Genomic DNA, 23,004 nt, shown 5'->3' with positions numbered 1-23,004 from the left:
GGAGTGGTCAACAATGGAAAATAATATTACGCGCACACAAGGTATAGCAATTACGAATGCATTAAATGAGTACAAAAAATTCACTGAAGAAGTCGAGGTGTTAAAAAGTACTATTTCAGATAAAATCAAAGCCTATTTTGACAAAAATGCTAAGCAATACAAAATAGATTCGACAAAATACACAACAAAAAAGTCTAACAACGGTTGGTTTTGTGAGTGGACTAGCTTAAGTGTTCCGATTTCAAAGATAAATGCCAAAACAGGAACAGAACCTTATGGCTATTTGAACTTTCAATTATGTTTTAGTGGCGAAACGGTTTTTGATAAATCAATAAGTGAAAAGCCTTTTCCATTAATTCATATTATTTTTTGGGAAAGTATGGTACATCGAGATTCATATTTTAGATACCCAGTAAGTGAAAGTGAATATTTTGAAGAAGATCATGGTAAATTTATTTTTATTGATGATGAAAATAAATGTGTCTTATCTCTTCTTTACGATGAGCTTCCTAACAATTGTTGGACTTATAGTGTTGAGCTTATGAAAATCAATTCCAAGAATATTGAAGATATATTATTTAAACCAGCTATTGAATTATTGGAAAAAAACCAACTTATCCGAAGTAACAATAAGGCGTTAGATGGTGTTATTATAGAATATCCACCTTTAGAAGAATTTATTATTGAACAAATATAATGAACAAGTAAATTAATAGTAATGAGCTAATTTTTAATTAATAAAACATAGCCATTGCTATTAATAACTAGCCTAAAAGTTGTAATTAATAAAGTTTAATACCCTTTTGTATTTGGAATCGTAAAATATAAAATATTACTGTTTTACCGAAATATTTTTATAAGATTTATATTACGTCTTAATACCTCTCTTTTTTAGATAAGTTTTCTCCTTTATCTGATAACAAATTGTGATATTGATGGTTTTGTGTTAGTTTCTTTGTCATTACCTACTTATCTTTAGTCATTGACTTATCCAAGGTCTGTTTATGCCCAATTCATCTGCTAAAAAAGTCGCTTTTGCTGCTTTTATTGGTACCACAATTGAGTGGTATGATTTTTATATCTATGCGTTAGCATCAGTATTAATTTTTGGTCAGCTTTTTTTTCCGTCTGATAATCAATTTGTGCAAGTTTTAGGGACATTTGCCACCTTTGCAGTTGGTTTTTTATCACGCCCTTTAGGTGCAATTCTTTTTGGTCATATTGGTGATCGTTTAGGGCGCAAAAAATCGTTAATTATTACTTTACTGTTAATGGGAATTGCGACAACGTGCGTTGGTTTATTACCGTCTTATCAAGAAGCGGGAATCATTGCGCCGATACTGTTAGTTGCATTACGAATTTTACAAGGTGTTGCTGTTGGGGGTGAATGGGGCGGAGCCGTATTAATGGCGAATGAACATGCGCCAAAAGGGCTAAAAAACTTTTTTTCATCGTTTGCCCAGTGGGGTAGCCCTGCGGGTAATATTTTAGCATTATTGGTTTTTTCTTATATTATTGGTTTACCGATTGATCAGCTAATTAATAATGGCTATTGGCGCATTCCTTTTTTAGCCAGTTTTATTTTGTTAATTGTTGGTCTTATCGCTAGGGTTACCTTAACGGAATCACCGGTATTTATCGAATCATGCAAAAAACAAGCAAGCCTAAAAGAAAAAGAATCCGCGCCAATTATTGATGTGTTTAAACAAGCAACTCCAATATTGGTATTAGCCATTTGTGCCAATGTGCTGTCATTTAGTGGCATATTTTCTAATACGCTAATGATTGGTTATACAACTATGGCTCTCGGCGTTGAAAAAAAGACTATCGTTGATGCGTTATTTTGGATAGCAGTCGTGCACTTTATTGCTCAGCCGTTTATCTCTTATTTTTCAGAAAAGTTTTCGGCAACGCGCTTTTTAATTGTTTCAGCCATTTTGGCCATGGCATCAGTCTTTTTGTTATTCCCGATTATTCAATCAGGAACTAAAGTTAGCTTTATTATTGGTATTTCGTTAAATGTGATTTGCTACAGTGGCTTTTATGGTGTGATAGCAGGTTATTTAAGCCGAATTTTTCCTGCCAGAATTCGCTATACTGGTCTATCGATGAGCTATCAAGGTTGTGCTGCCATATTTGGTAGTCTAATCCCAATGATAGGGGCATACATTATTTATACCTACAAGACTTATTGGTTACCACTCGCCTTATTTTATTGTTGTTTAGCATTGCTATCGATTATAAGCATCTATCTTTTAAGCAAATATCACTATTATGATGAGTAAAAGGCAACTATCTATGAAAACCGTTTTATCAATTCAATCTAATGTCGTGTATGGTTATGCGGGTAACAAAGTTGCTACATTAGCCATGCAATTACAAGGCGTTGAAGTCATGCCCATCCACACAGTGCAACTATCGAGTAATACAGTTTATCCTGATTATGATGGTATTGTACTGGGTGCTCAGCAAATTACTCGAATAGTAAACAGTTTAGAAAAAATCGGCGTTCTAAACTCAATTGATGCCATCATATCAGGATATATCGGCCTTGCCGAACAGGGTGAAGAGATCCTCGAAGCGGTAAAAAAAATAAAATACTATAACCCAAATGCCATCTATGTGTGCGATCCCGTAATGGGAGGAGACATTAATAAAGGCAGTTCGCTACCGCAAAATATAATTGATTTTTTTACTAAGCAGGCTATCAAACACGCAGACTATATCACACCCAATTTATTAGAATTGCAATTATTGTCGAATATCGAAATTAAGACGTTTGAAGATGTACAAATGGCAATCAAAAAGCTACAAAACAAACCTATCCAAGCCGTATTAGTCAAAAACTTAGTTCATGCAGGCAAAACTACAGAATTGTTTGAAATGATTTTAGCTACACCATCGCAAAACTATCATCTTGCCAGACCATTATATGATTTTCCTTATCGTCCATTAGGCGTTGGGGATTTAATTTGCAGTTTGTTCACTGCCCATTTAGTTAATGGCAAATCACAACTAGACGCCTTTGAATTGGCCGCTAACGCTGCAAATCATGTATTAGCTGTGACAAAACAAAAAGATGCACGAGAACTGGCAATCATTGATGCTCAAGAGTGGATTAAACAGCCCGATTTACAGTACCGTGCAATAATGTTATAAAAAACAACTTCCAATTAAAATTATATTTAAGTCATCAATATAATTAATTGAAAATTAAAAAATATATTAATTATGATTTAAGAAGGGTTGATAATATGAAAGGCAAAATAGTCAGTATAAGTTTAATTGCAATCACTTAGTTAGGAGCGGTCAATACCGCCAATGGCTACGAAATTGATTGCCCAGCTAAAGTCAACATCAAATTTGATCATTCTGAGCTTGAAAATATTCCTGAGGGCTGGCAAGTTTCGGATAAAAAAGATCGTAGCCTTGCGCTCAGTAGTCTTGGTGTTTATTCTGATGAACCGGTTAAATTATTTCAGTTAAAGCCTGAAATTGGAATTATAGATGACAAAAAACATGATATCACTTGGCAAGTCAACTCGGTCTATGATGAAGGTGGTAGCTACGTTAGTTGCAGCTATAATGGTAATGAAGTCCAATTGGTCAAAAAAATCGATTCATCGATGAAAAGCTGCTGGGCGGATTATTCAAATGATAAAAACCAAGCCATAAAAGCCAAACTTATCTGTAGTACGAGTGAATTGCAAAAGGTAAAATAAATCTGGTTTTTTAATTTTAAATGCTTTGAATTTAAGTATCTTCAATAGTGTTTGTTATGCTTAGTCAGTTTGATAATTATCTTATCGTTTTATAAAATCGGAAAATTATTTAGCATATTTTAATAACATTTAGCTGTAGTTAATTAAGCCGATAATTTGGGTTGACCAGCTTTATTAGATCTATGTGTTAAGGGAATCAATAACATAAACTCTAATCTATTATTGATCAATTCGCCCACTTTGTTGTTCTTGTGTTGGATTATGTGACCTACATTTTCCGTATGTTATTGATTCAAATATCTTTCCTCGATCATCAATTAGTCTACCTATAATCACATAAGGATCACCAATAGGATATTTAATCTTTTTGTGATGCGTTGTATAAAGACCAAAATCAATTGTAATTATTGCACTTTGCAAACAATTTAAATTCATTTTTTTCTTATTTAACAAGTGGGTAAGTTTTGAATGGTACTCAGATATAATTTGATGAAAACTTGCTTTTTCAGGTTCAATAATCTGATTTAATAAATCAAATTTTAATGATTGAATATTGTTATATTTTGCAAATCGATATAATACACCTAATGCCCAGTATCCCTGTAAATCATTATTTCGGCTGTTAAAGCTATTTACTATTCCTAGTATTACATCAATAAGTTCTTTATGATGCCCCATATTAATTTATCTTCTTTTGGTAAAACATTAATCCGCTGTAACACTAATTGTTTAAAGGTTTGATTGGAAAAGTCATCTAATTGATTAAGCTAATAACAATTTTAGTGATTCAATTCCTATCCTTTAAAATAGCATAAAGCAATAATGCAATAATATACTTTTTTATTAATATATAAGTCATATATCCTGTCATCATCTACAAAACAATGTCTAATACTTTTATTTTCTTTGATTAGAAATTTATCTATTAATAAAAATAGTATGATTTTTGGGTACTATGTTTTTCTTATATTTAAAGTGGATGGATTTCTCTAATTTTTGTAAAAATTATTCAGGAGTCTATACCGTTTCATCTTAAATCGTTAACATAATTTAAAACAAAAAATTTTTATATTTGATTTTATTGTTTATTATTCAATTATTTGTCTTATCAAGCCTCGATCCAATTTTAATAAATTTTGCTCATTTAAATATTATTAACTAAATAGAATATTCAGCACTAATTCAGCTAGTTTATACAAGACTTTCTTATTTTTCCGTTTTATACTGTGGACTTTGATTTGATTTTGTATCAATCAATACGTCAAAAGAAATTACTATTTTTAACATGTGTATTTATTTGGTATTGGAAATTTTTCTGTAAAATGATGTGATTGCTAACTTGGAATCTGTTGATGCGGGAAATAATTTTAGCTATACAAACAATTGTTTAGCTAAAACAAGATTTGCAACGTAGAGAAGGTCGTTGGTCACACAAAATGATTTCACAAGAAGAAATTGACCATGCACGGTAAGACGTTGCCATTGCAACAACAAATGATTTAGATATTGTTAAGAATAAATTGGCATTAACAATGCATTGCTTATAGAAACTCCACTACTTGAACAACCCAGCGTTCAACAAGCTATCTATAAATTAAAAAACAGATTGAAAGCTTAGGATTGTATGTTGATATTAATAAAAACACCTATATACCATTTATCCGTTAATTAAATAAAATGCGAGATATCATGGATCATTTTCAACAATTTGAATTAAAACAAATAGAAAATGACCTTGTCCTTGAAATAGGTGATATAAGATACTTCACTACAATTTTTCTGAAAACTTAGCGTTTATATTGATAATAAAATAAATAACAGAAATCAATCAGCTTACGAAAATTTAATGGCAATAGAAGATGAAATTAATAATTAATTTCTATATGTTATTTACTACAATTTATGTTGTTGATTTTTTAACATTTTATAACTAAAATTTTTCGGCGTATATTTCATTATCAATATAAATTAAATTTTAGATTGATATTTATGACTAAACACTATTTGAGTAATAATGAACAAAAGTATCTTAATACTTTTATGAAAAAAATTCCTGGACGATGTACAGAAGCGGTAATTAACTTAAAAAAAACGAAGAAAGCTTCATTTGAAGAAGTGTATTTTTTAGTTCGTATAATGACGATTTTTGACTATATAAGCTTAGTTGAGGAAAAAGGAAACACTAGGAATGATATTAGGTTTAAAACTTTTTATAAAGGTCATGCTGTTTATATAAGGCCTCACTATAAAGTTGAAAATATAAATCCTAAAAGTCAAGATTGGTCTATTGATTTTGTATTAACGATTCACCGAATTATTAATAATAAGGAAATATTTATAGACTCATTGGGAATTGAATATGATGGACATCCTTCTCATTTCACGCCAGATAGACTACTTTCTGATAGAAAAAGAGATATTCAAATATTAATTAAAGAGCATGTTAATTTATTACGGATAACAAAAGATATTGTGACAGAATCTTTTATTGAAATAGAAAAAGCAATTTTTAGTTTTTTTGATAGAAAAATTTCTATTATTGATGAAGTTCAATCTAAAACGTTATCGTATGTTAATTCTCTTGAAGATATCCCAACATTAACGACATGCCAACTTTGTAATGGTATTGGACGTTTAAACTTTCAAGATTGCCCTATATGCCATAATATGGGGAGCACTCCTGAGAATCAAAAAATAGAACTATCTGAATTTGAAATTTTTACTTGCGGAAAATGTGGCGGAATAACCTCTAATGATTGCGAGTTCTGTGCTGGTGAAGGTAAGGTGACAAGGGAAATTGCTTTAAGTATGACATGATTAAAGATTACTCTTAAATAGATATCGATATAACTCGTTTTTCCAGCATTTAGGTTATAGTCACGATATAACTTATTTAAAGCAATTTTTGTTTCATATTTTGTAATACTTTTTTCACATTTAAAAATCTAAATCCTCCTAAAATTGAGATATATCCCGTAATTATCTCTGCACTTCTATATTATTTATAATGTTTTTTCAATTTGCATTAGTTTAGCCTTTATACTGCATATTGATACGCTAGTTATTCAACCTCAGTTATTACAACGAGCATTTGGTTATACGGTATCATCTTTGTATGTTTAATCAGGCTTGTGTGGTTTGTGAGTTCATCAATTAAAAATAATTAAATTAACTTAAACGATTTTTTCTGGTATTGTGTTGGTAATTTATACAAAATATTGATAAATATACGTCAAATTTACAATGAGTGAATTTTTTATAAACAGTATTTAAGTCAAGTTATTTAAGGGAGTATTTAATTTGTTACCTGATAATTCATTGATTAAATTATATGAGCAAAGTACAGCAAATTTGTATTTCTTTTATAACATCGTAACTGATAAACATAGCCATCCTTCTTTACAATTGACCATATCATTACATGATATTCTAATCACCCTTGAAACCGATGATGAAAATCATCATGGATTTGGTTTTATTATTCGATCTAATATTCCTCATAAATTGAATACCAACAAAACTTGCGTTCTCAATTTTTTAGTTGAGCCTGAAGCACCATTTTTTAATTTATTATCTGACTTTACTAAAGTTAACCCTGTTTATCTGATATCTAAAAAACAATCTTTAATTCTTGCACAATATTTTATTCATTCTGTCAAAAATAAGTGCTTATTCGATATTCAGCATATTGCTAATTTGTTGCACGGCTCTAAAACGGATTGTCGTTATCAACAAGATAATCGAATTGTTAAGGCAACATCGATAATTTCCACACTACCGATTAAACTTATTTCTTCAAAAGAACTGGCTGCAAAAGTTAATCTTTCCGAAAGTCATTTTTTACACATATTTCGCGCTAAGTTAGGTATTAATTTTCGGGGTTATCTTTTATGGAAAAGGCTACGAGATGCCACTAATAGTCTTGAGTCAAAATCAAACCTAACAACATTGGCTAATGATAAGGGGTTTGCCGACGTTGCACATTTCAGCCGAACTTGCTTATCAAGTTTTGGATTAAGACCATCAGAACTTAAACGGGCGTTAATGTCTGAAGACAAAAGTAATGAGATAACCTCAATAGATTGCTTTAACAATGATCATTTTCAAGAATAGTTTAAAATTATACTAATATCAGGATAACTCTTTATTTAAGATGAAAAGAATAAGATTCTAATTACATACATTAAATATCTATCTTTTAATCTACATTCTTGTAAAAATTATTCAGGAGTCTATACCGTTTCATTTTAAATTGTTAATACAGTTTAAAATTAAAGTTTTTTAAGAATACGTTTGAACAAACATCCACTTTTTTTGTTAACTATTATTAATAATCTTATGACTAATTAATCTAAATCCATAAATAAACAAGTTTCTTACTTTGTGGTATCGGTGGTGGGCTATTGCAAAGTGTATTTATGTAGATAGTAATGAATCAATATTAGAATCAGTCATTGTTGTATTATTAAGACTCTTTCAATATATCGGTATGATTGCAGAAATAACTCTTTCTCTATTCTTACTGGAAACAAATACACCGATAGTTATTTTTGTGTTTTTTATATTGGTGTATCAGTAACGTTGGGGGAGGGTGTTTATTTTTACTGGTTGAGAATTGATAAAAAGAATTATTTTTATAAATAATATGATAATGGTGCTTGTTTGTTGATTTAAAACCCTTATAGGTAATTGTATTATTTTTATTTCACCATAATTACTAATAGGGAAAAATAATATATATGATTTTATTGTTGAATTGTAAAGTTAATAAGGAATAAAACCTAAATTTTCAAGTTCAGCTCTCACTTTTTCAAGTGGTTTAGATTTAAATAAATTGTGATCCAAAACAATTACTAATTCTCTTTTAGCTCTAGTTAAGGCTACATAAACTTTTTTCCATTCTTTATTAAATCTTTTTTCTTCGGATAAGTTTTTTTGTATCAGATAATTATAAATATTTGGAGAAAGAATGATAACACATGAGTCAGAATCTAGTCCTTTTATGGAGTCTATACTTGATATATTAAATATATTCCTAGGAATTTCTTGAAATTGAGATATTAGTTTTGCAAATTCTGCATATTCTCTTGTTTCTAATTGAAAATGATATTTATTTGTTAAGTTTCGAATAACACTTTTTATATCCCCTTGATATATATTTTCTAAAAAATCAATATAAGCAGCTTTTACTAATAAGTCTTTATTTAAATTAGTTGGTTGAGCTTTGATTTTTTCAGCAACAAAATCAGGAAATGATCTCTCTATATTTTTACTTGTTGAATATTTTCCTTGTTTTTTATCAATACAGACTATATGGTTCTTTATATATTTGCTAATAATTTCATTAAATTGCGGATGATTTGATTCTAAATATTTCAATGTTCCCTTATTTTTATTATTAGAAATTTGTTTTTGATCTGAATAACAAAAACGATTAGAAATATTTAATATTTCAGAAGGAACTCTCATTGTTACATTATTTACTGGGTGAAATTTTACATAATTTTCTTCATTAAGGTCAGAAATAAAATTATTTAAAGCATCACTATACTTAATAGCCTGTTTGGGATCGCCTATCATATATACATCAGAACATTTTTGAGCAATAATTTTGAATACTTTTAGAGCGTCATCATCAAGATCTTGTACTTCATCAATAAAAATTTTTGCGATCTTTGCTGCTAACAGAGAGTGAATATATTTAACATTAGCTTTCTTTGTTGAGCTGTTATTTTTATGGTTATTTTCATCAATAATTTGTTTGGAAATTTGATATACTTTTTCAGAATGAATAACATTTTTTGATTCTAATTTTTTAATTGTTTGCGCTCTAAAATTAACCACTCTACTTAATGGAATAGTCGAACAATTATTATAATAATGGTTTAAAATATAAAGAGAAAATGGATAAATTATCTCATTTAATAAAAAACTATGAATAGTTTCAATAACTATATTATTTGGAATGTAGCCTAGATCTTTTAGTATCGCATAATTAATTTTTTCAGCTGCTGCATTTGTATAGGTTAAAGCATAAATAATTTTATGATCTTTTATATCATTCTGATAGTTAATTATATTTTTTGCTAAATTATATGTCTTCCCTGCTCCAGCTCCTGCTATTTGAATTTCTAACATAATATTTCCTTTATTACTTCGTCAATATGAGATGGTAAACTTAGATTTATTTGATCTTTTTCTCGAAGTAAAGCATCACAAATTTCAAGTATGTAATTTGCTTTTTTTGATTTAAGAAAGTCAGACATTTCTTCCTGATTGAAATTTTTATTAAAAAATTTGTTTAATACGTTAAGATTATTATCTGTGGCAACAAAATCATCTTCTAATGTATATTTTTGTGTTGTCCTTACTATAATATTTTCATGATTTGTATCATATTTTTGATGTTCTTCCTTAGCATTTGGCTGATTATCAAAATCTCTTATAACACCAATTTTTTTACTGTTATTTTTATGGTTAAGTTGTAACCACATATCCAAAAAAGTTTTAAATCCTTTTTGATTGATTGCAATTACTTCTATATTATTCAACTGAGAATATTTAGCAGTCAAAAAAGTATTAATTAACATTTCTTCAGTTACTCCTTCAACTAATATAACCTTATCTGCAAAAAGTAATTTAAGAATATCAAAATTTGGACGCTTTCTTAGATAATTCAATAACTCTTGAGGTGAATTTGATAAATTAATCGCTTTTTCACCAGTAAGAGTCAATACATTTGATAACTTTAACTTATTAATTAAAACTGGATTATGCGTAGATAGGATTGTTTGTAATTTTGAATTGCTATTATTCTCAGCACTTTTATAAATAAAATCAGTAACAAGCCTAAGATTGTTAACACTTAAATGGGCTTCTGGTTCTTCAATACAGCACAAATTAAAAGTAGATTGATTTATTTTATAATAAGCAAATAAAATAAAAATATAAATCAAATTTCTTTGACCTAAACCTTTTTGATATAGAAATTCTTCTCCATATTTCAATGTTATATTTGATAAAATATTTTTTAAATTAGGAAGATTTGGAATACATTCTAATTGCTTTAAATAGTTCTTAATATTTTCAAAATTTTCATCAAGTTGAATAATTTTTTCAAATGTTTTAGTACTTTCAATTTCAGAAAAAAAACTTATATATGCTTTATTAATTAGTTTTTTTTCTTCTTCATTTAAATTATTGATTAATAATTTAGTAAGAATACTATTTGATTTCATAGTATTTTTATCGGAGAAATCATCTCGTTCAGCATTAATATGATTAATTTGTATATTTTTCAGGTCACTAAAACTTATAATCCTTTCATTATTTACTGATACTATTTGATAATCATAAAATTCTAAAGGTAAAGTAAACCAATTTATATTTTTCCTATCTGTATCTTTTAATAAACTATGTACTGCTCTTAGGAATTCTTTATCATCTTTAGGTTTAAAATCATACCGAATTTGAAAACAATCCTCGTTATCATCTTTTATCAGCCAATTTGATAAAATAGCTTTCTCATAACTGTCTTTGGGATCTACAAACTGAAGCATGACTGATACTTTTGGTATCTTCGTTATTTGATGAGATTCAGGTTCTTTATCAAGAACTGAATTAAAAAACTCTACTATACTTTCTCTGTTAATATCAGATATATTTAGTTTTTTTTGGTTATAATCAATACTATTATTCGCTAATGGGAGAGATAAAGCAGAAAAGAAATTAGACTTACCTGTACAATTTTCACCAATTACTACAGTTATTTTTTTTAAAATGGCCTCAAAATTCCTAAAATTTCTATAATTATTAATTTTTACTTTGTTTATAAACATATTTTATGAAATATTTTTACTTAGTTTTATGTATACTTAAATATACTCTAATCTTAGAATGATCTAAATAAAAATTATTAATCTACACAGTGATAAAGTAAAATACACACCTTTATGATTTTTTTAGTAAATTAACACAAATTATAAAATATTAGATAAATTAATTTTAGAACACTATATTTTCTAATATTCCAGCAATAAAATTATCAATAAATGATTTTTATTTTCAATTTTCCACTAAATTCTGCTGTACCCTGAAATTTCATGTAAAAATTATTCAGGAGTCTATATCATTTCATTGTGATTTTTTTAATAATCTCCGTGTTATTGGACTGTTTTAATTAAGTTAATTAATATTTATTGTCCTTGAAGATAGATCTCACGTCTTTGGTGATGAATTGATATGTCATGGTAATTTTTTAAATAATTTTGGGTTTATCATTTTTGGCATAAAAAATGCATTCCTTAGTTATCATTAATAGATGAGGAATGGTTAAAATGGAAAAGAAATATAAAGTTAAGCTGTTATTAGGTATGTTGCTCGTGAGTGGCTTGTGTCAGGCGGAACCGTTGCCTTTTTCAGAAACAGGTAAATATTGTGAGACGCCTTCTCGATGTCTTAATCCGATCACAACTAATGTTATGGTGACTTCGCCAAATTATTTAGCAACTCAAGCAGGTCTGGATGTGTTACATCAAGGTGGTAATGCGGTTGATGCTGCTATTGCGGTTGCATCGACATTAGCGGTTGTTTATCCACAAATGAATACTATTGGCGGTGATAATTTTTGGATAATTTATAATTCAAAAACCAAAGAAATTAAGGGATTAAACGCCAGCGGGCGATCGGGTAGTCTGGCGACGATTGCATTTTATAAGCAACAAGGGTTAGATAAAATTCCGTCGCGTGGTTATTTGGCTGCTAATACCGTCCCTGGCGTGGTTTCTGGTTGGGATGAAGCTTATCAATATGCATCAAAAAGTATGAATAACTCTTTACCGTGGAATAAGTTGTTTGATTCAGCAATCAATTATGCTGAACATGGATTTGCCGTTTCACCGAGTTTGAATTATTGGTCTACAGTCAATATTGATACTAAGGATAAAGAGTTTCGCGATCTTAAGCGTTTTGATGAGTTTAAAAAAGTATTTTTAAAAAACGATGGTGAAGTCTATCAAATCGGCGAAATTCTCAAACAACCTGATTTAGCAACTTCATTAAAGTCTATTGCCAATGACGGTGCAACGGTATTTTATCGTGGCAATATTGCTCACAAAATTGTTGATGATTTAAAGCGTCATGGCGGAGTGTTGACCTTAGAGGATTTTGCTAACCATAAAGCAACATGGGTTTCTCCTATTCATGTTAACTATCGGCAGTATACGGCTTATAATTTGCCTCCTAATACACAAGGGATGGCTTCTTTAGAGATTCTTAATATATTAAATAATTTTGATGTTAAATCATTAGGCGAAGGCAGTGCTGATTATTATCATTTAATCATTGAGGCGACCAAGCAAGCGTTTGCCGATCGTGATAACTATTTGACGGATCCTGATTTTAACCCTATCCCGCTTGAGTTCTTATTATCCTCTCAGCATGGCCAAGAGCAAGCTAAACAAATTGATATGCAAACTGCACGTATCGATATTAAACCATTAGATCCAAAAGGGGATACGGTTTGGTTTGGCGTTGTTGATGCACAAGGGAATGCGGTTTCTATCATTCAGAGTATTTATCATGATTTTGGTTCAGGAATTGTCGCCAAAGATACCGGAATTTTACTGCAAAACAGAGGGAGCTTTTTTTCACTCGATCCTAATCATATTAATCGTTTAGAGCCGAATAAACGAACCTTTCATACCTTAAATCCAGCCATGTTATTTAAAGAGGGTGCACCGTATCTGGTTTATGGCACTATGGGAGGAGAAGGGCAACCACAAACTCAAGCGGCCATCGTCACGCGAATTGTCGATTTTAATTTGTCTCCTCAAGATGCCATTAATGCACCAAGATGGTTACATGGGCGAACTTGGGGAGCATCATCCAATGATCTTAAAATAGAAGGGCGAGTCGCTAAGAATATTATTGATACTCTTAAATCGCGTGGACATAATGTGAAAGTCGTTGAGGATTATACCGATACCATGGGGCATGCCGGTGCAATCTTAATGGATGCCGATAATCATCGATTAATGGGGGCAACCGATCCTCGTGGTGATGGTTTGGCTGCGGGTTATTAATGATTGATTAAAATAGTAGATCAAATCAGAAATGCTAGAACTAAAATAATAAAGATAATGACATCAGCCATTATCTTTATTTATGCTCTATAGAGATCCCAATTTTTTAAAGAAACTGAAATCTTTTTTATATCATACTTTAAACGTTATCCAAGGTTTAAGTTTAACGGCGGTTTGAATCAAACCAGCGTTTTCTTGCGCTTGAATGACGGGGGTAATAGGTTTATATGCAGCAGGCGCTTCTTCAAATAGTCGCTCTTGTTTTAAAGTTACGCATTGCCATGGCAATAAAGAGTTATCTGAAGCCAATTTCTTACTGCGCATCGTCTGCCTTTTTTCTGCTCGTCCAGCACCATGCGAGCAAGACCATAACCAATCAGGATGACCTTTTCCGATTGCAACATAAGAATAATCCCCCATAGATCCGGGTATTAAAGCGATTTCACCTAAATGTGCGGGTGTTGCGCCTTTACGATGAATATTCATACCATTTTCAGGAAAAATGACATTGTGTGATATATCGACCAATAATTGACTCGCATCCTGCTTAAAGAGTGTGTTAAAGGTTTTACGCACCAGCTCTGTGATCACAATGCGATTTATCCAAGCATAACGAGCAGCAACACCCATCGCTTGCAAATACTCTTGAGCATGATTGTCAGTCAAAGCAAATAAACCTGATTTAGGATATTTTTGATCAGCAGGCCATAATGCTTTGGCTTTATCTTGCCAACGCTTGCCAATATAAAAACCGACATCACGTGATCCAGTATGGATCATAACCACAATAGCATCTTTCTTTAAACCTAATTGATAAGCGACATGGCGATCAATAATTTCATCAACAATTTGTAATTCAACAAAATGGTTACCTGAACCTACTGTACCTAAACTTGACGGACGAATAATTGCTCGTTTTTCAAAAAAGGCTTCGGGAGCATACTGGCTATCGGCTGAAAGTAGATCATTGCCAGAAATTTTACTAATCTCATGCGTTAGCCGATCAAAATTGACACTATTCCATAAACCTTGTTGCGGTAAAGCTTCTAACCAAGCGGTAAGGCCTTCATCAAAGAGCGCTTGAAAAGATGTGGGTGTAACCGGTACATCGCGCTCATCATGCAATAACACCTGTTTTAATTGCTCAATGAGTTTTGATTTTTGTTCAGTCACCTCATTAAGGCTTAAACCTGTCGTAAACAGGCGCATACCACAATTAATATCCGTGCCTATCGCTGCAGGAATAATTAAATTAGGGGTAGTGGCAACGATACTTCCAACAGGCGCAATCGCACCGGGATGAAAGTCCGGTGTAGCCCTTGCAGCGCAAACTTTGCCGTCACTATTGGGCATTGTTACCGATGCAAAATCAAGTAACTGCTCAACCGCTTTTTCTTCTAAAGGTAACGGATTGGGTAACAGTACTTGTGCTGTAATATCTTGTTTATTAAATGTATAGATATCATTATTAAAATGAGTTTCAATCCCACATCGGGATAAACGTTTTTGTAAACGGGTAAATGTAGACATAATAGCCACCTAGAAAACAATAAAATACCGTCCTCTCAATTTGAGAAGATAATTACTGTTTCCTGCAGCAGCACTATTCAGGAAAGTGGGCGTATTCTAGACCAAAGTTTATTAAAATGTAAACGGATAAATTATTTTTTATTAGATCATCCGTTCTTACTGTGTATTCTTTCCCAACTCAGACCAAATTTAGCTAAATATTTTTTTAAGCGATCAGCATCGTTACTGCGTTGTTTTTTGGTTCGGGATATGGCAAATAATTGTCGACCTGCTTCTGATAAACTACTACTTTTTTGGCAGATTTCGATCACTTTTTCCAGTTGATAACGGTCAAATTCATCAATTTCATTAGGTATCAGGTCATCATAACTATTTTGTGCAGAAGTCCAATTTTGACTTAGGCGTTTAATTTCTTGTTCGACCTGTTCAGTGGTAATGTTCGCTTGCGGTGCTAAGGTTGCCATGCGAATAATTGAGCTGTTTAATTCACGAAAGTTACCTTGCCATAAGGCTTGTGGTGAGGTAGCGAATTTAAGATAAGCTTGGCGTGACTGTTGATTAAAGCGTGGCATAATGCCATATTCTTTGGCATAGCGCGCCAATTCAAAATCAATATTGGGTTCAATATCCTCTTTTCTATCTACTAAGCCCGGCAGTTGATAACTCCACAAATTGATTCGAGCAAACAGATCTTCACGAAATTCACCATTGGCAATGGCTGATTTAAGATCTTTATTGGTACCGGCGATTAATTGAAAATCACTGTGTATCGGTTTGTCGCTACCAAACGGGTAAAATTGTTTTTCTTCAATGGCTTTTAATAACATCGCTTGCTCATCAAGTCCCAGCTCGCCAATTTCATCTAAAAACAGTAAGCCACCATCGGCATTTTTAAGTAATCCAGTGCGAGCAAGATTGGCTCCCGTAAAGGCGCCTTTAACATGACCAAACAAGGTTGACATTGCACTATCACCGCGTAGCGTGGCGCAATTGATTTCAACAAATTGTCCTTTGACCTGATGATTGGTTTGTTTGAGTAAATAAATCTGTTTTGCCAAAAATGATTTACCCGCGCCCGTTGGTCCACATAATAAAATAGGCGCATGAGAACGGCTCGCCACTTGTTCGATTTCGGCAATAAGCTGATTAAATTGTCGGTTACGAGTTGCGATGCCCGATTTTAACAGCTCGGTCGCTTGCTGAGCATATTGCTGAAAACGGGTTAGGATTTTATCGTAACGATTTAAATTTAAATCAATAATACTCATTATCCCGCAAGGGGTAAGCGCAATCAGATCGTCTTTATCAATTTCATTATTTTCGGTCAGTGGCTCTTTTTTCGGAGGAGACATTTGTAATAATTTAGCCGGAAAATAGCGGGATTCTGCCAGTAAAAACCAACAAATCTGCGCAACATGGGTACCTGTTGTAATATGCAAATAATACTCTTCTTGTTCTGAATTAAATGTGTAGTTTTTCGAAATATCAAAAAGGAATGTATAAACTTGTTCAAAATCCCATGGATCATTAATGTTTACCTCAATGGGGTTTACTTCAATATGAGGCGATAAAATCTTAATATCTTTAACGATTGTACAAAGTAGATCATAATCGTTCGGATAATAGAGCAGTTCTAATCGAGTAACTGGCATATCCGGTTGATGACATAAATCAATAGTCGGTCGCCAATTCTTCCAACGCCGTTTTCCTTTACCACGTTGATCTAATACATTCCCTAAAAATCCAAATACGACATTCTTTTTCATGGTTTTATATATTTTTATAAATCGATATATAAAATTATAAAAAATGTGTATTAAAAATACTATGATAATTTTTATCTTTATTTAAAAAAATTATTTATTTTGTTTAAAAACAGATAATTAAAAAATAATTGTTATGGTTTTTCATTTATTGGCACGCTTTTCGCAATATTAATCATACCTAAGCAAGCATATTCAGATATGTTGAGATGGTTTAAATTTAATAATTAAGTCACTTTGTGGTGATAAAAGATAGCAGCACTAAAGAGCTCATAGCGCAATGTAGCAATAGAATTTTGGTCATAAACGAACGGATAAACGGTTACATTCTTTAGTGCAATCTAAGCAATATAAAGATATTACCACTGGCGCAATGCATTTTACCCAGATTTAAAAGGAAGATAAAAATGATTCAATATGAAGTAATAAAAAATGAAAATTCAAGACCAGTAAAAATGTGGACTAAAGGCGTGCCAGTCGAGCAAGAAGCCAAAGAACAATTACTAAAAACAGCACAATTGCCATTTATATTTAAACACATTGCCGTTATGCCTGATGTCCATGTGGGTAAAGGATCAACAATTGGGAGTGTTATTCCTACTCTGGGCGCTATTATTCCAGCAGCAGTTGGGGTGGATATTGGTTGTGGAATGATGGCTGTGCAAACATCACTAACTGCGTCTGATTTACCTGATGATCTCGCGCCTTTACGTTTAGCGATTGAAAAAAACGTGCCACATGGTTCAACGCCTAAAAATATGGGTCAAGATCAGGGAAGTTGGCAAGATGCGCCAGCAATTGTCGATCAATATTGGCAACAACTTTTACCGGGATTTGAGAAATTAACCGAAAAATATCCGTGTTTCTTAAAAACAAATAATTACTGTCATTTAGGAACACTAGGAACCGGTAATCACTTTATTGAAGTGTGTTTAGATGAAAATCAACAAGTGTGGATTATGTTACATAGTGGTTCACGTGGGGTCGGTAATGCTATCGGTGAATTTTTTATTAAATTAGCCAAAAAAGATATGGAGACTTATTTTATTGATAAATATTTACCAAATAATGATTTAGCTTACTTTGTTGAAGGGACTGAACATTTTGATGATTATCTTATGGCGGTAAATTGGGCGCAAGAGTTTGCTCGTTTAAATCGTGAAATTATGATGCATAACACTATTATGGCGATTAGAAATACGTTAAATATTGAGTTTACCAGTTATATTCAATCTGTAAATTGTCATCATAACTATGTGCAAAAAGAGCATCATTTTGGGCAAAATGTGTTTGTGACGCGTAAAGGGGCTGTATCAGCCCGTAAAGGGGAATTAGGGATTATTCCTGGATCGATGGGGGCGAAAAGCTACATTGTTCGCGGACTAGGGAATGAAGAGAGTTTTTGCTCTTGTTCTCATGGGGCAGGGCGAGTGATGAGCCGATCTGCAGCCAAAAGAATGTTCACTATTGAAGACCAAATGAAAGCCACTGCGCACGTTGAATGTCGGAAAGATGCTGATGTGATCGACGAAATCCCAATGGCCTATAAAGATATTGATGCGGTGATGACCGCTCAAAGTGAACTGGTTGAAATTATGCATCAACTACGACAAGTGGTGTGTGTGAAAGGATAAATTATATGGAGGAGTCTATCCTCGATAATCATGATAAAAATAATAGGTTAATGATTGATTATATCAATCATTACCTTGTTTCCATTTAAATTTAGCTCAATGTTATTTATAGCAAATCTAAACGTTTCTATTTTTAGCCATTTTTTCAATCCATAAAAACGAGTAATGGCAACACAATAAAGTTACTGGATAGATAATAAAATTCAGGGTCATAAGTGATGACATAAATAAATCATAGAGATCGAATTCTAAATATTGATCCGCATTAACAAATAAAATGAATGGATTAACAATCCATGAAATAAAACTAATTAAGACAGCGATGAGAACACCTGAAACCAATAATATAACAGGCCGATTAACTTTATTTAATATATAAAATGCAATAAGTATAAAACTGAAGTAACACACTCCATAAAATATTAAATACAGCGATTCAGGCGTGCTGTATTTTCTAATAAATAATCGATAACACCACTGGTAACTCAGTAATCCTCCGATAAAATTAAACAACACTATAATAGATAGATTAATGGTTTTCATTGATTAATTTTTCTCTTAAGTCTTTTTAACTGTTTTTTCAATCCATAAAAACGAGTAATGACAACCTAATAAAATTACTGGATAGATAATAAAATTGAGGGTCATAAGTGAAGTTATAAGCAAATATCCAAAAAAAGCCTCAATATTTATAGCCGATCCTTGATAATTACCTAAAACAAAAGGTGTAACCATCCATGAGATAAAAGTAACGACAATCCCAATAATTACGCCGATGCTTATCAATCCAAAAGGTTTTTTTATTTTATTTAATATCCAGATTGAAATAAGAATAAGGCAGAAATAACATACACCATAAAATACTAAATAATATAATTCTGGCGTGCTGTATTTTCTGATAAATAATCGATAACACCACGAGTAACTCAGTAATCCTCCGATAAAATTAAACAACACTATGATAAATAGATTAATGGTTTTCATTGGATAATCCTTTTTTTTCTTCAATTTCTTTAACCGCATCTTCTAAAGAGCTAGGAAATAAATAATGCTTGTCTAATCCATATTCATTTAATACCGATGAAACAGCCCATGCACAGTAGAAACCATACACAAGAGTTTCATAATCTCCATTAATTACTCGTTGTTCAATATTAATGGCTTGCTGGCGAGTGAAGCATAATCGCCAATGCAAGCTATACTTTGATTTCCATTAAAACTGTCCTCGGAGCCTGAAATAATTCTGCCTCCAGTGGTGGTCATATCACCAATAATCGCTATTTGCTTACTCATTACTACGCCTTTGTTGCTTATTTGAACAGTTTTATTATAATTATATGAAACAGATTTAAAAAAACAATCTTAAATTTGTGAAAATTTATTAATAAAATAAGTAAGTTAGCTTTACTAATAATTAAGTGTCTATTTCATATAATCAGGTTATTTTCATAATAATTGTTATTTGAAAAAACTGGTTAAACGGTTCTAATTTAATTCCATCGCTTGATAATGGTAAATTAGCCCATAAATATTAGTATAAAAAACACCAACTGTTCATTTTTTAGATTTTATTATTTATAAAATCTATACAGGACTTAGTACCGTTATAAGGAGGTAACGATGTATCGAGAAATTTTACCTGTTAAGCAGCATTCTGTCGCTAATCGATTTTTGAGGCAGTTACCAGAATTAATTGCAAGTAGTCCGTTATGCCAACGCCTTAAGCCTTTTTCATTGTTTATTGACATTGCACCATGGACGTTAATTGCTCAGCCTCATAGTTTAATTGCCAATGAGCTTGGTCTTTCGCCCCGAGTTGTACTTAGGCGAAATAATGTGATTAGGCAATTGCTCGCATTACATGAACCATCCCTTTATCAAACAATACTTAATCTTGAAAAGACTGTACCTAAAGGTGTGATCCGACAAGCTCAGGCCTTTAAGTCATGGATCACGGATCTACTTAATACCTCTGTTATGCCTTGTGCCCATTGTACATCGATGAACACCGTTCGTATCGGTCACCGCCTTAATTTTCGGTGTCGATCATGTCGACGTACGTTTAATCCATTAAAAGCACATCATCTTAATAAGTTATCTCATTGTCATTTGTGGTTGCCTTGCATTGATCTATTGATGGAAGGTGAATCTTGCAAAACGATTCATCAGAAGTTAGGTATTAGTGTTGATACTGCAGCTAAGTGGCAACTCTACTTTATTTGGCTAATGGCGCATCAAGGATTTGCGGCATTGGCAAATTACTGCCAAGTCAAGCGTCGCCAACGTTACCGTCAAACATGGTTAGAGGTTAAAACCGACGGATAGCATTTTAGCTTAAATAGAGTTAATGATTCATACTGCTTGTAAAAAATATTCAGGAGTCTATACCGTTTCATTGTGAATTCTATTCTAAATTTTACTTTTTAGAGTGTTTACAGTGTGGGTAAAGATGTGAACTGATTTTTATCAGTTGGATGTTGGCAAAATAATGATATTAAAAAGCGTGATCTTTTGTCGATCACGCTTTTATAACTCTCTATTGTTAAAAATTGGATGATTGGTTAATCATTCCTTTTTTAATAGATACATCGCTTCATAAGGTCTTAATGTTATTTCAGATGCAACTGTGGTTTTATTTGCATAATTACTTAACAGTGGTTGCCATTTAAGTGTCAGTAACTCTTTTGGCAATGGCCATTTAACCTGTTTATCGGTCAAATTCACTATCACCAATAATTTCTGATTATTCCAACTACGCACATAGCACCAATAATCGGTAATATTTGCGGTCAAATCTTGGTAATCACCAAAAATGAATATAGGGTGTTCTTGGCGCAATTTAATTAATGCTTGGTAGCAATAAAAGATAGAATCGGGATCTTCAAGTGCGGCTTTGACATTGATTTGTTGATAATTACTTGCCACTTCAATCCATGGTTGACCCTTAGTGAAACCGGCATTTAAGCTATTATCCCACTGCATTGGCGTTCGGCTGTTGTCGCGTGATTTGCTCGCTAATATTGCTAAAATTTCTGCTTCATCCATACCTTCGGCTATTTTTTCGTGGTAGATATTTAGACTTTCAACATCACGATATTGATCAATATTATTAAAATGCGGATTGGTCATGCCGATCTCTTCACCTTGATAAAGATACGGCGTACCTTGTAATCCATATAGCAACATGGCAAGCATTTTGGCAGATTCTCTGTGATATTGGCTTTCATTGCCTAAACGCGACACAATTCGCGGTTGGTCGTGATTACACCAGAAAATGGCATTCCAAGCTTTATCATGCATCCCTTTTTGCCACTCGCCCATAATATTTTTTAACTCGAGCAAATTAGGTTTGGCCAATCCCCATTTATAACCATTTGGATAATCGACTTTTAAATGGTGAAAATTAAATGTCATGGTTAGCTCTTTTCCGTCTAACGAGGCATATTTTAAGCAGTTTTCTAACGTGGTAGAAGACATTTCACCCACGGTTTTAAGGTCATTAGGTTGAAAGGCATCACGGCTCATTTCTTGTAAGAATTCGTGAATTTTAGGCCCATCTGTGTAGAAGCAGCGACCATCTCCGTTTTTATCATCGGCAAAATCTTGCTGTTTGGAGACTAAATTAATCACATCTAGCCTTAAAGCATCCACGCCTTTATCTGACCAAAACTGACACACTTTTTTAATTTCAAAGCGAACTTGAGGATTTTCCCAATTAAGGTCAGCCTGCTCTTTGGCAAATAAGTGTAAATAATACTGCCCTGATTGTTCATGCCATTGCCACGCTTTACCGCCAAATTTGGAGCGCCAGTTATTGGGTTCACTGCCGTCAGCTTTAGCATCTTTCCAGATATAAAATGAGCGATAAGGGCTGGATTTATCTAAGGCTGATTTAAACCATGGATGCTCGGTCGAGGTATGGTTAAACACCATATCCATCATAATGCGGATCCCGCGCTCATGCGCCTGTTTGACTAATAACTCAAAATCCGCCATTGAGCCATAAGCTGGATCAATATCGTAATAATCGGCAACATCATAGCCATTATCAATTTGTGGTGATGGGTAAATTGGCGTTAACCAAATTGCGCTAATGCCGAGTTTTTTTAGATAATCTAATCGGCTGATGATACCTAACAGATCGCCTGTAGAACTGTCTTGGCTGGCTTGAAAGCTTTTTGGATAGATTTGGTAAATGGTGCCGTTTTGCCACCAAGGGATATCAATTTTATTCATTGTCTGCTCTTCATGGTTAATTTAAGATTTTTTTTAA

16 protein-coding genes and 1 pseudogene are annotated in these 23,004 nt (G+C 32.3%); 9 read left to right on the top strand and 8 right to left on the bottom strand.

Features of this window, described 5'->3' with window-relative positions; genetic code table 11:
- Positions 1-13 precede the first annotated feature (13 nt).
- The 4 genes and pseudogenes from H3S88_RS01715 to H3S88_RS13475 all read left to right on the top strand — a co-directional run.
- Entirely contained in the window at positions 14-697 is a 684-nt protein-coding gene (locus H3S88_RS01715; protein WP_198227229.1) for a hypothetical protein, read from the top strand.
- A 307-nt stretch (positions 698-1,004) separates the two neighbouring features.
- Positions 1,005-2,285, top strand: coding sequence for an MFS transporter (locus H3S88_RS01710; RefSeq protein WP_198227227.1), 1,281 nt, complete (start codon positions 1,005-1,007; stop codon positions 2,283-2,285).
- Between the two features lie 13 nt (positions 2,286-2,298).
- Entirely contained in the window at positions 2,299-3,159 is an 861-nt protein-coding gene (gene pdxY, locus H3S88_RS01705; RefSeq protein WP_198227225.1) for a pyridoxal kinase PdxY, read from the top strand.
- Positions 3,160-3,317: 158 nt separating this feature from the next.
- Positions 3,318-3,722: pseudogene (locus H3S88_RS13475) on the top strand (STY0301 family protein); the annotation flags it as partial.
- A 219-nt stretch (positions 3,723-3,941) separates the two neighbouring features.
- Here the strand turns inward: H3S88_RS13475 and H3S88_RS01700 are convergent.
- Positions 3,942-4,400: a hypothetical protein gene (locus H3S88_RS01700; RefSeq protein WP_198227223.1), complete on the bottom strand. Its 459-nt coding sequence runs from the start codon at positions 4,398-4,400 to the stop codon at positions 3,942-3,944.
- 1,362 nt (positions 4,401-5,762) lie between these two features.
- Between H3S88_RS01700 and H3S88_RS01695 the strand changes: the two genes are divergently transcribed.
- Both H3S88_RS01695 and H3S88_RS01690 read left to right on the top strand, forming a co-directional pair.
- A complete protein-coding gene (locus H3S88_RS01695; RefSeq protein WP_198227221.1) occupies positions 5,763-6,539 on the top strand; it encodes a hypothetical protein in 777 nt (258 codons plus the stop codon).
- A 483-nt stretch (positions 6,540-7,022) separates the two neighbouring features.
- Entirely contained in the window at positions 7,023-7,835 is an 813-nt protein-coding gene (locus H3S88_RS01690) for a helix-turn-helix domain-containing protein (RefSeq protein WP_198227219.1), read from the top strand.
- A 651-nt stretch (positions 7,836-8,486) separates the two neighbouring features.
- Here H3S88_RS01690 and H3S88_RS01685 read toward each other — a convergent pair.
- Complete coding sequence (locus tag H3S88_RS01685; protein ID WP_198227217.1) at positions 8,487-9,860, bottom strand: UvrD-helicase domain-containing protein; 1,374 nt, start codon at positions 9,858-9,860, stop codon at positions 8,487-8,489.
- A complete protein-coding gene (locus H3S88_RS01680) occupies positions 9,854-11,560 on the bottom strand; it encodes an ATP-dependent endonuclease (protein WP_198227215.1) in 1,707 nt (568 codons plus the stop codon). The genes H3S88_RS01685 and H3S88_RS01680 overlap by 7 nt, the downstream gene beginning before the upstream one ends.
- Before the next feature lie 498 nt (positions 11,561-12,058).
- Between H3S88_RS01680 and ggt the strand changes: the two genes are divergently transcribed.
- Positions 12,059-13,804: a gamma-glutamyltransferase gene (gene ggt, locus H3S88_RS01675; RefSeq protein ID WP_198227213.1), complete on the top strand. Its 1,746-nt coding sequence runs from the start codon at positions 12,059-12,061 to the stop codon at positions 13,802-13,804.
- A 132-nt stretch (positions 13,805-13,936) separates the two neighbouring features.
- On the opposite strand, the gene H3S88_RS01670 is transcribed toward ggt, so the two are convergent.
- Both H3S88_RS01670 and rtcR read right to left on the bottom strand, forming a co-directional pair.
- Positions 13,937-15,334 carry an RtcB family protein gene (locus H3S88_RS01670; protein ID WP_198227211.1) on the bottom strand — a complete coding sequence of 466 codons (1,398 nt, stop codon included), beginning with the start codon at positions 15,332-15,334 and terminating at the stop codon, positions 13,937-13,939.
- 146 nt (positions 15,335-15,480) lie between these two features.
- Positions 15,481-17,100 carry an RNA repair transcriptional activator RtcR gene (gene rtcR, locus H3S88_RS01665; protein WP_198227209.1) on the bottom strand — a complete coding sequence of 540 codons (1,620 nt, stop codon included), beginning with the start codon at positions 17,098-17,100 and terminating at the stop codon, positions 15,481-15,483.
- Positions 17,101-17,498: 398 nt separating this feature from the next.
- Between rtcR and H3S88_RS01660 the strand changes: the two genes are divergently transcribed.
- Positions 17,499-18,731 (top strand): RtcB family protein, encoded by a 1,233-nt coding sequence (locus tag H3S88_RS01660; RefSeq protein WP_370528575.1) that lies wholly within the window; start codon positions 17,499-17,501, stop codon positions 18,729-18,731.
- 558 nt (positions 18,732-19,289) lie between these two features.
- On the opposite strand, the gene H3S88_RS01655 is transcribed toward H3S88_RS01660, so the two are convergent.
- Together H3S88_RS01655 and H3S88_RS01650 are read right to left on the bottom strand one after the other, a co-directional pair.
- On the bottom strand, positions 19,290-19,715 hold the full coding sequence (locus H3S88_RS01655; protein WP_198227207.1) for a hypothetical protein: 426 nt from the start codon (positions 19,713-19,715) through the stop codon (positions 19,290-19,292).
- Positions 19,702-19,926 carry a hypothetical protein gene (locus H3S88_RS01650; protein ID WP_198227205.1) on the bottom strand — a complete coding sequence of 75 codons (225 nt, stop codon included), beginning with the start codon at positions 19,924-19,926 and terminating at the stop codon, positions 19,702-19,704. Before H3S88_RS01650 ends, H3S88_RS01655 begins: the two co-directional genes overlap by 14 nt.
- Before the next feature lie 425 nt (positions 19,927-20,351).
- On the opposite strand from H3S88_RS01650, the gene H3S88_RS01645 reads away from it, so the two are divergent.
- Entirely contained in the window at positions 20,352-21,056 is a 705-nt protein-coding gene (locus H3S88_RS01645; RefSeq protein ID WP_039126532.1) for a hypothetical protein, read from the top strand.
- 240 nt (positions 21,057-21,296) lie between these two features.
- Here the strand turns inward: H3S88_RS01645 and treC are convergent, their stop codons facing one another.
- Complete coding sequence (treC, locus tag H3S88_RS01640) at positions 21,297-22,967, bottom strand: alpha,alpha-phosphotrehalase (RefSeq protein WP_198227203.1); 1,671 nt, start codon at positions 22,965-22,967, stop codon at positions 21,297-21,299.
- Positions 22,968-23,004 lie beyond the last annotated feature (37 nt).

The sequence above is a fragment of the Gilliamella sp. B14448G11 genome, from assembly GCF_016101765.1.
GTDB classification, from domain to species: domain Bacteria; phylum Pseudomonadota; class Gammaproteobacteria; order Enterobacterales; family Orbaceae; genus Gilliamella; species Gilliamella apicola_N.
Note: the sequence above shows the minus strand (reverse complement) of the source record. Positions and strands in the feature narration are given on the sequence as shown.

What these genes read in the sequence shown, in the direction of transcription:
- pdxY (WP_198227225.1), top strand. Translation starts at nt 2,299, where the DNA reads ATGAAAACCGTTTTATCAATTCAATCTAATGTCGTGTATGGTTATGCG.
- H3S88_RS01695 (WP_198227221.1), top strand. Translation starts at nt 5,763, where the DNA reads ATGAAAAAAATTCCTGGACGATGTACAGAAGCGGTAATTAACTTAAAA.
- ggt (WP_198227213.1), top strand. Translation starts at nt 12,059, where the DNA reads ATGGAAAAGAAATATAAAGTTAAGCTGTTATTAGGTATGTTGCTCGTG.
- H3S88_RS01680 (WP_198227215.1), bottom strand. Translation starts at nt 11,560, where the DNA reads ATGTTTATAAACAAAGTAAAAATTAATAATTATAGAAATTTTAGGAAT.
- rtcR (WP_198227209.1), bottom strand. Translation starts at nt 17,100, where the DNA reads ATGAAAAAGAATGTCGTATTTGGATTTTTAGGGAATGTATTAGATCAA.
- H3S88_RS01645 (WP_039126532.1), top strand. Translation starts at nt 20,352, where the DNA reads ATGTATCGAGAAATTTTACCTGTTAAGCAGCATTCTGTCGCTAATCGA.
- H3S88_RS01670 (WP_198227211.1), bottom strand. Translation starts at nt 15,334, where the DNA reads ATGTCTACATTTACCCGTTTACAAAAACGTTTATCCCGATGTGGGATT.
- H3S88_RS01685 (WP_198227217.1), bottom strand. Translation starts at nt 9,860, where the DNA reads ATGTTAGAAATTCAAATAGCAGGAGCTGGAGCAGGGAAGACATATAAT.
- H3S88_RS01710 (WP_198227227.1), top strand. Translation starts at nt 1,005, where the DNA reads ATGCCCAATTCATCTGCTAAAAAAGTCGCTTTTGCTGCTTTTATTGGT.
- H3S88_RS01715 (WP_198227229.1), top strand. Translation starts at nt 14, where the DNA reads ATGGAAAATAATATTACGCGCACACAAGGTATAGCAATTACGAATGCA.
- treC (WP_198227203.1), bottom strand. Translation starts at nt 22,967, where the DNA reads ATGAATAAAATTGATATCCCTTGGTGGCAAAACGGCACCATTTACCAA.
- H3S88_RS01700 (WP_198227223.1), bottom strand. Translation starts at nt 4,400, where the DNA reads ATGGGGCATCATAAAGAACTTATTGATGTAATACTAGGAATAGTAAAT.
- H3S88_RS01655 (WP_198227207.1), bottom strand. Translation starts at nt 19,715, where the DNA reads ATGAAAACCATTAATCTATTTATCATAGTGTTGTTTAATTTTATCGGA.